The sequence below is a fragment of the Ignatzschineria sp. F8392 genome (assembly GCF_002252045.1).
In the GTDB taxonomy this organism is placed as follows: Bacteria; Pseudomonadota; Gammaproteobacteria; order Cardiobacteriales; family Wohlfahrtiimonadaceae; genus Ignatzschineria.
Window position 1 is genome coordinate 88,623 of the sequence record NZ_NEFF01000001.1, and the last position, 14,128, is coordinate 102,750.

Sequence of the window (14,128 nt, forward strand, 5' to 3'; positions counted from 1 at the left end):
CCTCCTTAACCTAGACGCTCTATTAACCACTTGGCAATATCTTGTAGCTCATCATTGATCACCTCATGTTGCATAGGGTAATCATGCCAACGAGTATCGATACCTTGGGCTTTTAGAAATTGTTCCGCGGCACGACCTAATTCGATCTTAACAACAGGATCTAAAGAGCCGTGAAGATGGAGTGTTGGGATCTGCTTCTTCTTTTCATCGAGGGTAATCGCTTCATCGAAGGTTGCACTATAGGTTGAGAGTGCCATCACGCCACCGACATTTTTGGGATAAGCGATAAAAGCAGTATGGAGTACGACAGCACCACCTTGGGAGAATCCTGCCAAAATAATACGCTCAAGGGGAATTCCCTTTTCGATCTCTGCCTCAATCAAAGCAATAATCGATTGGCTCGACTCATCGAGTTCAGAGAGCTTTATTTCACGAGGAGAGGTTAGGGCGATAATGTCATACCAAGAGGGCATTGGAAAGCCATTGTTCAAGGTAACGGGACGAACCGGTGCTTGGGGTAGAATAAAACGGGTATGGGGGAGCGCATCTCGTTGCAAAATTTGGGCGACGGGGAGAAAGTCCTCTTTAGTAGCCCCTAGGCCATGTAGCCAAATTACGGCGGAATCAGCCGATTGTTTCGGATCGAGAATAATAGGTTTATCCATGGGGAAACTCCTCTTTTAAGATTGAATGTACTTTATCTGATCATAACATTGATCCCTTAAGTGAGCATGTCTGTGAGCATGTCGTTTAAGCGTTATGAAGATCAAATCCCAATGATGCTCCCGCTTCTGCGATCAGATCTAGCCAAGTGGGAATGACAAAACTTGTCATTAGCGGAGCAAGCGGGTAATTTTCGATCTCTTGAGGTGTAATCCAGATCGCTTCGGCAATCTCAGTTGCAGCCTTAACCTCGATTGCTTGGGGAAGAAGAATAAAGAAGAGGTTAGAGCGAATCTGATATCCCGGCTCATTTGCTGCTGGCGCTTCATAGGTTGTAATAAAGTTTGCAAGCGCTGGAGGAATTTCAACATCTAGCTCCTCTTTGAGTTCGCGGATTAAGGCCTCAATAGGAGTTTCTTGCGGTTCGATTTTTCCGCCAGGCAGCATATATTTTTCGGTATTTTTCTTTCGGACAATAAGGAGTCGCCCTTTAGGATCGATCATAATGCCGGCGGCTAGGATAAAGAGTTTTTCTCTGGAGCTGTCAGTTATATCATTCATATTGTTTTACCATTGTAATTCTCGCTCTAGTAATGAGCGTGGGTGATTGAGTGATTGAGTGATGCAGTGGTTCCCTCAACTGGGAATTGATCTCTCTATTGTACGTCACTTTTAAGGTGGTTGAGTGCATCAAGAGTGAGAAAATTCTCGGCAAAAGAGAACCTATAGGGAATCCATAGGGAGTCTATAGAGGATTCAAGGAGAATTGAAAGAGAATTAAATGAGGGGTAATAAAAGCTCGCTTATTTTTGAGCTGAGTGTAGGCGATAATTGTAAAAAGCGGTATGATTGTAGGAGTAATAGTAGTGCTTTGAATAGAAAGAGGATCGCTTGTTTTAAGGGGAATCTCTAAAATAAGCGATGATACTCCGCAATAAATTGATTAATAACGTGATTAATAACGGAAGAAAGGAGCAGCAATGAGTGAACTAAATTTTCAAGAAGGATTAGTCGTTGAGAATCGTGATCATGCGATTTTTATGGAAATTAATTTTAAGAGTGATGATCTCGATGCCATTAAAGATGCGATTGCAGGTCTACTTGCGCGTCAAAGATCGTATACCAGTCGCTTTGATAAATCCGGTTTACAGATTGTTGTTGCTTTTGGTCGAGAAGCTTGGACGGCTCTCTCTGAAAATGGTAAAAGTGCACCGGAATTAGTCGACTTTAGAGAGCTCGGTTACGGTATGGCGAAAGCAACGCAACGTGATATGTTTGTTCATATCAATTCCCACTCTCATCGTATCAATTTTTCAGTGGCACAAGATCTAGTGAAGATCTTTGGAGATCTTATTACGGTAGAGGAAGAGGTGCACGGTTTTAGATGGATTGAAGCGCGTGATCTGGGTGGATTTGTTGATGGAACAGAAAATCCTAAAGGGTTAAAAGATCGTACTGAGGTCGCGGTAATTAATGAGGGGATTGATGCCGGCGGAAGTTATGTCATTGCTCAAAAATGGGTTCACTCATTAGAGCAGATTAATCATTTTGATCTTAAGACACAAGAGGATATCTTCGGGCGAACAAAAGTAGAAGATATTGAGATGGATGATGATGAGAAACCGGTTGGTGCTCATACAGAACGAGTTGTGATTGATGAAGATGGGGAAGAGTTAGAGATTGTTCGTCACAGCTTGCCATATGGTTATGCAAGTGGAGAGAAAGGGCTCTATTTCCTCGCTTATAGTGCAGAATTGACCCGTTATGAAAAGATGTTAGCGCGCATGTTTGGAGAAGAGGATGAACATTTCGATCGCATGCTCTCTTATACACATGCAGTTACCGGAAGTTTCCTCTATGCGCCATCCCTCGATCAACTTGAAGAGATTGGGGCAGCGTAATAGATCATCTGTAGTAGATCTCATCTGTAGGAGATCTTTTAAGAATATCTATTTAAGTTATTAATTTAAGGAAGCGTCATCTAATAGGTGGCGCTTTTTTGATGGAGAACGGATAAGTCGTAGCGAGATCTGCTAAAGTGAAGTGAGAGGATCTATTAAAACCTCTAACGGTTTAACCGTTCAACCCATTTAACAAAGGAGTCTCTATGTTAAAAGTATTGCAATCTCCCGGTAAGTACGTCCAAGGTCCTAATGCGCTCTATGAAATTGCAGAGTATATTAAGCCTCTTGGGAAAAAAGCGCTCTTTATTGCTGATCAATTTGTCTTTGGCCTTGTTGAATCAATGTTGCAAGAGAGTTGTCAAAAGAGTGATATCGCCTACCATAAAGCGGTATTTCAAGGAGAGTGTTCTCAAAATGAGATTAAACGTCTCGGAGATCTCTTTGCTCAAAGTGGTGCAGATATTGTTGTTGGCGTTGGCGGTGGAAAGACCTTAGATGCGGCAAAAGCGGTTGCATATTATGGTGGAGTTCCGATTGTGATCGCTCCAACAATAGCTTCAACAGATGCTCCTACAAGTGCGCTCTCGGTGATCTATACCGATAATGGAGAGTTTGAGAGTTATCTACTCTATCCCAAAAATCCAGATGTTGTTCTGATGGATACAACAATTATCGCTAATGCACCTGTTCGCCTCTTTGTTGCCGGAATGGGGGATGCTTTAGCAACCTATTTTGAAGCGAGGGCCTGTACTGATGCACAGAAAGCGACAATGGCGGGAGGCTTAACGACAAGAGCGGCAATGGCATTAGCGGAGCTCTGCTATCAAACATTATTGGAAGAGGGGCTTAAGGCGAAATTTGCTGTTGAAAATCGTGTGAGTACCAAGGCGGTAGAAGATATAGTTGAAGCCAATACTCTCTTAAGTGGTTTAGGATTTGAGAGTGCGGGATTGGCAGCATGCCATGCGATTCATAATGGATTAACCGTAATTGAAGAGTGTCATGAGATGTATCATGGCGAGAAGGTTGCCTTTGGTGTTTTAGTGCAGCTTATTTTGGAGAATAGTCCACTTGAAGAGCTTGAAGAAGTTCTCTCTTTCTCAACCGCTGTCGGTCTGCCGGTAACATTGGCACAATTGGGTCTCAATGATGATGCGCCACGTTATCATGAACGTCTTAAAGAAGCGGCAAAACTGAGTTGTGCAGAGGCTGATACGATCCATAATATGCCCTTTAATGTTACAGAAGAAGATGTCTATGCTGCGATTATCACTGCAGATCGATTAGGGCGAGCATGGCTCAATAGTGATGAAGCGTAATACTCTGATATCGGTGTTTGGTCGTTTTGTTTTAATTGGCGTATAGAGAGAAGTATTGATCAGCAAGCTGATCAAATCGATGATTAAGTCGATGATTAAATCGGTGATTAAATTTTAATAGAAGATCAGACAGAAGATATAGCAGAAGATAAAAAAGAGCGTTCATTTTGAACGCTCTTCTTATTGAAAGTCATTTAAGAGTTATAACGCTTATTTGCAATACCTATTTGCAATGTCTATTTGCAATGATTATTGACATTAAAATGACAAAGACTCTAAGCAACTAACTCAAAGTAACCAACTCTAAACAATTAATTCTAAACAATTAACTTTAAATGATTACATTGCTGCTTTAAAGATATTCTCAACATCTGCTTGCGTACCTTGAACAGGGTTAGTTGCTGAACAGACGTCAAGAAGTGCATTTTTAGCAAGGAGGGGAATATCTTCCTCTTTTGCATTGAGAAGTGTTAAGTTCGCTGGGATATCGATACTTGCTGAAAGTTCACGAATCTTCGCAATCGCCGCATCTGCAGCCTCTTTATCACTCATGTTCGCAACATCAATATGCATCGCTTTTGCAACATCTTTAAGGCGAGCAGCTGCCGCGCTCTTATTGAAATCTAAGACATGAGGAAGTAATACTGCGTTACAAACACCGTGCGGAAGGTCATACATGCCGCCTAACTGATGCGCCATCGCGTGGACATATCCTAATGAAGCATTATTGAATGCCATTCCTGCGAGGAATTGTGCATAAGCCATATTATCACGAGCTGTAATATCATCCCCATTTGCAACCGCAGCTTGTAAGTTTTCAACAATTAAGCTGATCGCTTTGAGCGCGCAAGCATCTGTGATAGGATTTGCCGCTGTTGAGATATAAGCTTCAACGGCATGTGTCATCGCATCCATACCGGTTGCCGCTGTTAAGCCTTTTGGCATTCCTTTCATCATATGTGGATCATTGACAGAGAGGATAGGAGTTGAGTTTTTATCAACAATCGCCATCTTCACGTGACGCTCTTCATCTGTGATGATGCAGAAGCGGGTCATTTCACTTGCTGTTCCTGCAGTCGTATTGATCGCTACCATCGGTAATTGTGGGTTTTTAGTCTTATCTAAACCTTCAAATGCGCTGATATCATCACCATTTGTTGCACAAAGAGCGATTCCTTTAGCACAGTCATGAGGTGATCCGCCTCCTAGAGAGATCACAAAATCACACTCATTCTCTTTAAGAATTGCTAAACCATCAGCGACATTCTTTGTTGTTGGGTTAGGATTTGTACCATCAAAGACGACAGCTTCAATATCAACATTATTGAGAAGCTTGATGACTTCATCCGCCATACCTGAAGTTGCAAGGAATTTATCGGTCACGATCAATCCTTTTTTGAAGCCATAGCCTCTTAAAGTTGCAACTGCATCTGCTAACGCATTTTCACCAATAATATTGACGGGTGGCATAAAGAAAGTACTACTCATAGTTAGACTCCTTGTCTTTAGAGTGCCGATTAAAGCACCAGATTATTTAAAAAAGAAAATTGGAACGATATTTTTTAGCAATTCTTATCTAACGTCTATTTAATATTGATCTAGGATCTACCGAATGTAGATTGATTTTGTCTTTTCTTCACTTTTTCTCTACTTAACTTCATTCTAACTGAGAGTGAGGGAAACCTTTAATATAAAATATTAATATCGATAATAACATTGTGCTATAGCGCTACGTTTACAAAATGGGTTGATCGACCTCTCCCTACTATTCTCTCAATAATGGTTTGTTGCCAATGATCTGTCGGCAATGAGCATTGGCAATGATCTCTAGCCAGATATTATATTACTTTATAGTATGACTGCCTATTCCCATTATAGGATGCTTTTCAGAATCAATAAGGAATATATCTCACGACAATCTGACCTAAGTAAGTTTTTTATAATTTTTATAGACTTTTATAGGTTTTTGTAGATTTTACGAACACCCATCAGTTCTCACCATTTGTTGATGAGAGCTGATGGATAGAGAGGAATGAAGTAGATAAACTCTTATTAAGAAGGTGTGGAGGGAGTAGGGGGCGTTGCTGTTGCAATAGCTGATTGAACACTACCGCCTTTAGCAAGGAGCGCAGCCGTTTTTGCCTGCTCTTTCTCTTTCTCTTTTGTTTTCCAATCTTGAATCATAGTGGTGATATAGACTGTAAAGATAGGAAAGATCGTAATGCCGGTAATAGCAACGATAGCAGTACTGACTTTACCGATACTGGTCACGGGAATAATATTAGAGCCGAGTGTTGTGACCGTCATCGAAGCCCACCAAAGGACATCATAATAGTTTTTAACTTCTGGATTGACAGGGGATTCTGTTAAAAAGAAGACGAGCGTCTGTATATAGGTAATGGAGATAAAAATAGAGAGATAGGCGATAAAGAGCCCGGTAATTCGATTACTAATGACCAGATTAATTAAGAGAATAAGCGCAAAAACGCCTCGGAAGATCGGGATAAACTTTAAAAAATAGACCGCTTCAGAGGTTAGGTCGATGGAGTAGTAGGCAAGAAGATTGCTATAAGGGATCGATAGTGGCAAGAGTATAAAATATTTTTTAAAGTAGGCCATCTTATCCTCTGCAATGAGCATTAGAAGGATAAAATCGATAATAAAGTAGATACAGATCCAAAATTGTAAGCGTGTTGGCTCAACATCGAGATTCTTCTGAATATTGGGAAGATCAACAATGGTGATATCTGCGATCAGAATTAGAGAGGCTAAGATGGTTGCAAAATAGAGGAACTTTCGGGCATAGAGCCGAAAATCGAAATGTCGCTTTGTCATCGGTTATTCACTTTAGTATAGATCGATATGGTAATTTTAGAAGGTGATTAATAAGCTCTATTGTAGACGAAAAAGCGCTTTGATTCTTCCTCTAGTAAAATGTTTTTGCGATGACTTTTCTCCGATGGCGCACTCTTTTTAGAGATGGGACTTTGGTACTACTTATCAATAAATGTAAAAGATTGAGGACTAAAATATGCACCATTGATATAATAATCGATGGAGTATAAAAAGGAGGCCTTCGATTGATCGATAGCGCAGGAGCCCTTAAATACCAATAGAGATACCAATAGTAAATTTTTATCGAATTTACTATCTAAGGCTCTATTTATATTTGGGATAACTTTGAAGTCATTGGGAAAATATGTTGGATAATAATTACAATAGTGAGGTTCTTCAGCAATTACTGCCGCGGAAGGTTCGAGAATTAATTCGGGAAGGGAGATTGCGAGAGCCAACGGCAAAGATGGCAACGCGTTATACAAAAGGAACACTGATTGTTATTCCTAAGAGTGAGGCATATGATTTTTTAGTCTATACACAGCGAAATTCAAAAGCGTGTCCAGTCCTAGAGGTATCGGATGCGGGATCGAAAGAGTTTCGTCTCACTGCCCCAGGTTCTGATATTACGCGAGATATTTCTCGTTATTCGATCTATGAGCGGGGAGAGTTGGTGGGCGAAGCCGATTCCTTAGAGCGCTACTGGCGTCCCGATTTAGTCAGTTTTCTATTAGGCTGTAGCCGTAGTTTTGAGGCAGTCTTACAATTTGCCGGCGTTCAATTGCGACATGTAGATGATGGCTATGATATTCCGCTCTTTATTACCAATATTAAGACGATTCCAAGTGGTCATCTTAGTTCGCCGCTTGTGGTCAGTATGCGCCCAATCAAACGTCAAGATTTGATGAAAACGATGAAGATCACAAGTCTGTTAGAAGATATCCATGGTGCGCCGATCCATATTGGAGATCCAGAGTTGATCGGAATTAAGGATCTTCGGATGCCCGATTTTGGTGCGCCTCTACTGTTAGCTGAAGATGAAGTCCCTGTCTTTTGGGCAAGCAGTATTACAGCAAAGCTAGCATTGATTAGAAATCGTAGTGAATTTCTTATCACTCAAGCACCGGGGCACGATTTTATTACAGATATTTTAAGCGCGGATCTATCATCACTAATGGAGTAGGAGCGGTAAGAGGGATTGGAAGGCGCTCAGATTGATGAGGGCTATTTCTGTGCTGAAATATAGATAGTCCAACCTTCATCTTTTTCTCAATCTATTATCTCTCAATCTATTATCTCTCAATCTATTATCTATTAACTCCAGATAAATTCATTACTCTCACCAATCCAGCGATCGATCAATTTTTGACTGAGCTGATCATCTTTAATGACGTTATCGGCAATAGCGGTCGCCTTCTCAATGAGATGTTGATGTTCAAAGAGATCGGCCATTTTAAATTGAAATTCTCCAGTTTGACGTGTGCCAAAAATATCTCCGGCTCCTCGAAGCTCAAAATCTTTCTCTGCAATCTCAAAGCCATCATTGGTCAATTGCATAATCTCCAGTCGTTCTCTCGTCATATGGGAGAGAGGGGGAGAGTAGATTAAGAGGCAGAAAGAGGCTTTTGAGCCACGACCAACGCGACCTCTTAATTGGTGGAGTTGGGAGAGTCCAAGACGTTCGGCATTTTCAATCACCATAATCGATGCATTGGGAACATCAACCCCTACTTCAATCACGGTTGTTGCCACTAAGATATCGAGTTCATGCGCTTTAAAGGCATTCATAACCGCCTCTTTTTCAGCACTCTTTAAGCGTCCATGAATAAGGCCGATTCGGAGATGGGGCAGTTTTTCACAAAGATCAGCATAGGCCATTTCAGCGGCTTTTGCCGGGAGCTGCTCCGATTCTTCAATTAATGTACAGACCCAATAGACTTGAGTTCCCTCTTCACACTGTTTTTTAACGCGCTCAATCACTTTGTCGCGAGCTTTATCACTCACGACAGAGGTAGTGATCGGGATACGGTTCGGTGGGTACTCATCAATCACAGAGCTTGAAAGGTCGGCGTAGAGCGTCATCGCTAATGTTCGGGGAATAGGTGTTGCCGTCATCATCAATTGATGAGGCGTGAAACCCTCAGGCGCTTTCTTTTGTAGCATGAGACGTTGCTCAACCCCAAATCGATGCTGCTCATCGATCACAACGAGGTTGAGTGCTTGATAGGAGACACTCTCTTGAAAAAGGGCATGTGTGCCAATAATGACATCAATTTGGCCTGCCGCAATCTCTTCAACACGTTCTCGTTTCTGTTTTTCCGTTAATCTCCCTGTTAAGAGTGCTGTTTTAATTCCTAGTGGAGTCAACCAACGTTCTAGATTGATGGCGTGTTGCTCTGCGAGAAGTTCTGTCGGCGCCATGAAGACCGCTTGAAATCCGGCCTTTGCCGCATGAATTAATGCGCTTGCAGCAACAACTGTTTTACCAGAGCCGACATCGCCCTGCACAAGACGCATCATCGGAGAGTGGGATTGGATATCATTTTCAATCTCTTTCACAACACGCTCTTGTGCATTTGTTAAGGTAAAGCCTAAGCTTCCTTTAAAGGTGTCAAGGGCCTCAGGATCGAGATAGATCGGATTTGCTCTCTCTTGGAAGAAGCGATTGCGTGATTTTTTAAGCGCTACTTGATGGGCGACAATCTCTTCAAGTGCAAGAATTTCTTGAACGGGATAATGCTTCTTCTCTAACCGCTCAATATTGACATCTGTGGGTGGCTTATGCAGGAAGTAGAGAGCATCTTTTAGATTAGTCTCTCTCTCTTCTAAAAATGCGGGGAAGTGTTCATCTTGTAACTCTTCGAGCAGATTATTGATCAATGCTTGCATCTGTTTTTGGGTGATGCCGGCAGTGAGGGAGTAGATCGGGGTCATGCGCTCTTCTAACTCAACATTTTGATCGGCAAAGTTGAGAACTTCGGGGTGGCTCATCTCTAAGCGGTTAAGCCCGTAACGTACTTCGCCGTAGCAACGTAATACTTTTAGTGCATCAAAGCGCTTAATCATGCTGGTGTAGAAATTAAAAAAGCGAACAGCAATAACACCACTCTCATCTTTAAGCCAAATAAGAAGAGTAGGGCGACGACCATGAGTCATCTCTTTTTTAAAGATCTCCCCTTCAATAATGGCGATTTGTGAAGGCTGAAGTAGTGCAATCGGTGTGATACGAGTCCGATCTTGGTAACGAAATGGTAGATGGAAAAGGAGATCAAGATAGCTCTTAATTCTCAACTTTTCTAATGTTTCAGCCATTTTCGGCCCTACACCTTTTAGTGCTGTAATAGGTCGGTTTTTTAAAGTTTCCACAATTGCGCTCTAAGAATCCTTCATGAAATTCGTGAGTTGATTTTAAAGATAGTTCTACTTTCAGCTATTTTGCCATCTTTTAATGGCGTTGCGAATACTTTTCCATTTCAGTTTTGTTTTTCTTTAACTGCTTTAGCGGTAGTTTTCTGATATAGCTTTTGGTGAAATTTATTAAAATGGCTATTTTTTAAGGTATAACATTTTTTGATATAAATCTTATAAAGTTAGGATATTTATTTGGTTAAATTCTTTTTTTATTTTTATAAGAGTTTTTAAAAATAGAGAGGAATTTCGGGAGTTGATTGGATTCTAAATTTAACAATAGCTGTTTGTAACCTATTTGTAATGCCTTCAATGCTTCATTAACACTGGTTTTTGCGCTTATGTATCTTTTCTGTGCCAAAGGTTTTATTTGAATTTTTTCTTATACTTTCTTGATGAAGATCACTTGATTTTTGGAAATTTTTTTATTTTTTTATCCATTTTATATAAAATTTATACCTATAGTTTTTATCTATAAGAAAACTCAATAGGAGGGTTTTGAAGATGAAAAACTTAAATATATGGAAAAAAAGAGCTTTTAATAATGAGCGTATAGATGAGGAGAGAGGGCATTTTTTGCTACAGCGTTCTCTTTTAAGCTTAACGTTTTTAATTGCATTATCGAGCAATAGTAGCTTGGTGCAGGCGGGAAACCTGGGTAAAGGGGAAGGTGTTATAGATAAATTTTCATCTCTAATAGAGCGTGAAGTTATAGAGAATGAAATAGGAAACGAAATAGGAAATGGAATGGAGAGTAATATCGGCGGGGGAGAGCCATTAAATCGAGATCGATATTATGTGATCAAAAAAGAGATAGAGGCGGCATTATGGCAACAACTAGCAGACTCTTTTTATTCTGTTTTAGGGAATGAAAAGAGAGAGATAGAATCCCATTCACTTTTTGATTATACGCTCGAAGATGATATGGCCCCTATTATCATAGGAAAGGATGTAACTGTTGAAGCCGAGGAGACAATTGTCTTTGGTTCTCATTCAGAGGCAGATCAGGTTGGTGCGGTTGCAATAGGGTTTGATACGAAAGCGGACGGTCTTGCGGCCGTTGCACAAGGGCATCATGCAGAAGCATTGGGTAATGCAACTATTGCAATAGGCCAATATTCCCAAACTTTACAAGATGAAGCTATCGCGATCGGGGGGAATACGGTTGCTCAAGGGGAGTCCTCGATTAGTATTGGTCATGGAGCTCAGAGCAATAATGATTATGCTGTTGCTTTTGGTAGTTCGGCTATTGCAAATGGCAATGTGTCGGTAGCGATTGGTGCAGATTCACATGCCTTAGGCGGGGGAAGCTTAAGTATTGGCTCACAAAGTCACAGTGGTGGATATGGTGCTACTGCTATTGGCCGGGAGGCGAAAGCAAAAGAGATATTTTCAACAGCAATTGGCTTTCAAGCTCTGGCAGAAAAGAGTGGCTCTATGGCTCTGGGGAATAACGCTCAAGCGTTAGAGGAAGAGAGTGTCGCAATAGGTAATGAATCGATTGTGAAAAACATGAATGAGGTCTCTTTTGGTAATGCGAAATTGAAGCGGAAATTGGTCAATGTTGAGAAAGGGAGAATTGAGAAAGATTCGACTGATGCAGTGAATGGATCTCAGCTTTATGAAACAGATACAAAAGTGACACAGATCGATCAGCGTGTAACAAATCATGAAAACAGGATCAACAATCTTGGAGATCGAGTAACACAACATGATAATCATATTACAAATCTAGAGAAACAAGTGACTCAAAATAGTGGGGATATTCTCCAGATCGGTGATCAGATTACAACAATCACTCATCAGACCGGTAAGCGTTTAGCCGGGATTGAGGAAGCCTTTGGTGCCGGCGCAAAATTTGATGATAGAGGTGAGTTAAAGCAGCCGAACTACTCAGTAGCATTAGCACTGCCAGAGGATCAAGAGATTGCAGATGGTGTTGAAGCAGGTTTCCAATATGTTGGAAAAACCTTAAATGATCACGATAGACGGATCAATGAGAATGCAACTAATATCAAAAACATTACCCAAGGAACTGCCGGGATAGTGAAGCTCGATAACAATAAGATTGTGATTGATAATCTGTTAGCAAAAGGGGCGATGATTTTTGATTTCTCAGATCAAGATCAAGATCAAGATCAAGGAGGAAAATCTGTTGCTCGTAAGTTAACAGGTGTCGCCATTGGTGAGGTTTCTGAAACTTCAAGCGATGCAATCAATGGGAGCCAATTGCATGTGACTAATCAGCAGATAACAGAACTCGATCAGAGTATAAAAAACCATGAAAGTACTATTAATAACCTGGGCGACCGAGTAACAAATCATGAAAGTACTATCAATAACCTTGGAGATCGAGTAATACAGCATGATAATCATATTACAAATCTAGAGAAACAAGTGACTCAAAATAGTGGGGATATTCTCCAGATCGGTGATCAAATTACAACAATCACCCATCAGACCGGCAAGCGCTTAGCCGGGATTGAGGAAGCCTTTGGTGCCGGCGCAGAGTTTAATGAAGCAGGGGAGTTAAAGCAGCCGAACTACTCAGTCGCATTAGCACTGCCAGAGGATCAAGAGATTGCAGATGGTGTTGAAGCAGGTTTCCAATATGTCGGAAAAACCTTAAATGATCACGACACACGGATCAATGAGAATGCGACCAATATTAAAAACATTACCCAAGGAACTGCCGGGATAGTGAAGCTCGATAGTAATAAGATCGTTATTGATAATCTGTTAGCGAAAGGGGCGATGATTTTTGATTTTTCAAATAGCGGGCAAAATCGCGTTTTAACAGGTATTGCTCGGGGGAAGATATCTCAAAACTCAACTGATGCCGTCAATGGCTCTCAGCTTTTTGAAATGGATCAAAAGATAGAGAAGATCACAAATCTTAATCATCAGAGTCTAGAGGGAGTTGCAGATGCTTTTGGGGGAAGCGCCTATGTTAAGGAGGGGATGTTGGAAGGTGTTGATTTTACCAACTCATTAAAAGCAGATAAACCGATTACTAATGTTAATGATGGTTTTGGTTATGTGGCAGATCGCCTAGATGATCATGATAAACGCCTCGATAAACATGATACAACGTTAGAGAACCATGAAAATCGTATCACTCATCTTGAAGATAACATTACTAATATTGCTGAGGGAAAATCGGGTCTTGTTCAACTTTCTGAAGATCAAAAAACGTTAGTTGTGGATAATGATCTAGGCAAAAATGCAGATACTTTTGATATCTCCAATAGTAATGATGAACGTACTTTAACGGGGGTTAAGCATGGTCAAGTGGCAGAAAACTCTAAAGATGCTATTAATGGTGGACAGCTCTATGCTTCAAATCAGTCAATAGCAGAGATGTTTGGTGGAGGGGCAACAATCGATAAAGAGGGTTATATCTTAACACCTGAATATCGTTTGGGAGATGACCATATCTTTAATAATGTGGGAGATTCATTAAGCTATCTCAATAGTAAGATTCAAGAGCATGGGATCTTTAGTTTAGATCGTGAGAAGAACCAGATCATTATTGCTGAAAATGGGGAAATCAACCAAGAGACCGTGGTTAATATGGGAAGTCATAAGGTTGTGGGTGTTGCTAATGGTCGAATTGAAAAGGGATCCCAAGAGGCTATCAATGGCGGTCAACTTTGGGAAACCCAACAGCAAGTGGCCTCAAATAGTCATCAGATTAAGCATATCAATAACACTTTGAATCATTACAATAATCGGATTTCTAATCTTGAGCGAACGGTTCAACAAAATCGTAAAGTTGCAAGTGCAGGAATCTCTAGCGCAATTGCGATGAGTTCAATCCCTTATAGCCAATCGAATAAACATTCATTTGGCATGGGTGTCGGTTCTTATGATGGAGAAGCCGCAGTTTCAATGGGCGTTATTTTTAATATCTCTCCTGATGCTCGATTTAAGATACAGGGTTCTTATGATACTCAAAATAAGGCGGGCGTTGGTGTTGGTTTCTCTATCGATTTTTAA

At 40.8% G+C, this 14,128-nt stretch carries 9 protein-coding genes; 4 read left to right on the forward strand and 5 right to left on the reverse strand.

The genetic code is table 11. The features are described from left to right. Positions 1 to 5: 5 nt before the first annotated feature. Positions 6 to 665 carry an alpha/beta hydrolase gene (locus tag B9T19_RS00365; protein ID WP_094566638.1) on the reverse strand — a complete coding sequence of 220 codons (660 nt, stop codon included), beginning with the start codon at positions 663 to 665 and terminating at the stop codon, positions 6 to 8. An 85-nt stretch (positions 666 to 750) separates the two neighbouring features. Continuing rightward, a complete protein-coding gene (locus B9T19_RS00370) occupies positions 751 to 1,224 on the reverse strand; it encodes an NUDIX domain-containing protein (protein WP_094566639.1) in 474 nt (157 codons plus the stop codon). Between the two features lie 419 nt (positions 1,225 to 1,643). Here B9T19_RS00370 and B9T19_RS00375 point away from each other — a divergent pair, with 419 nt between their 5' ends. Beyond that, the gene (locus B9T19_RS00375) at positions 1,644 to 2,564 is read left to right on the forward strand and encodes a Dyp-type peroxidase (RefSeq protein WP_094566640.1); all 921 of its coding nucleotides are present in this window, start codon (positions 1,644 to 1,646) and stop codon (positions 2,562 to 2,564) included. A gap of 206 nt (positions 2,565 to 2,770) precedes the next feature. Further along, positions 2,771 to 3,886: a glycerol dehydrogenase gene (locus B9T19_RS00380; protein WP_094566641.1), complete on the forward strand. Its 1,116-nt coding sequence runs from the start codon at positions 2,771 to 2,773 to the stop codon at positions 3,884 to 3,886. A 339-nt stretch (positions 3,887 to 4,225) separates the two neighbouring features. Here the strand turns inward: B9T19_RS00380 and yiaY are convergent, their stop codons facing one another. Together yiaY and B9T19_RS00390 are read right to left on the reverse strand one after the other, a co-directional pair. After that, entirely contained in the window at positions 4,226 to 5,374 is a 1,149-nt protein-coding gene (gene yiaY, locus B9T19_RS00385) for an L-threonine dehydrogenase (protein WP_094566642.1), read from the reverse strand. A gap of 564 nt (positions 5,375 to 5,938) precedes the next feature. Beyond that, on the reverse strand, positions 5,939 to 6,721 hold the full coding sequence (locus B9T19_RS00390; protein WP_094566643.1) for an ion channel: 783 nt from the start codon (positions 6,719 to 6,721) through the stop codon (positions 5,939 to 5,941). Between the two features lie 364 nt (positions 6,722 to 7,085). Here B9T19_RS00390 and B9T19_RS00395 point away from each other — a divergent pair, with 364 nt between their 5' ends. Then, positions 7,086 to 7,904 (forward strand): D-glutamate cyclase family protein, encoded by an 819-nt coding sequence (locus B9T19_RS00395; protein ID WP_094566644.1) that lies wholly within the window; start codon positions 7,086 to 7,088, stop codon positions 7,902 to 7,904. A gap of 131 nt (positions 7,905 to 8,035) precedes the next feature. Here the strand turns inward: B9T19_RS00395 and recG are convergent, their stop codons facing one another. Next, complete coding sequence (recG, locus tag B9T19_RS00400; RefSeq protein WP_255406326.1) at positions 8,036 to 10,087, reverse strand: ATP-dependent DNA helicase RecG; 2,052 nt, start codon at positions 10,085 to 10,087, stop codon at positions 8,036 to 8,038. A gap of 546 nt (positions 10,088 to 10,633) precedes the next feature. On the opposite strand from recG, the gene B9T19_RS00405 reads away from it, so the two are divergent. Next, positions 10,634 to 14,128, forward strand: a complete 3,495-nt coding sequence (locus tag B9T19_RS00405; RefSeq protein WP_094566646.1) for a YadA-like family protein — start codon at positions 10,634 to 10,636, stop codon at positions 14,126 to 14,128.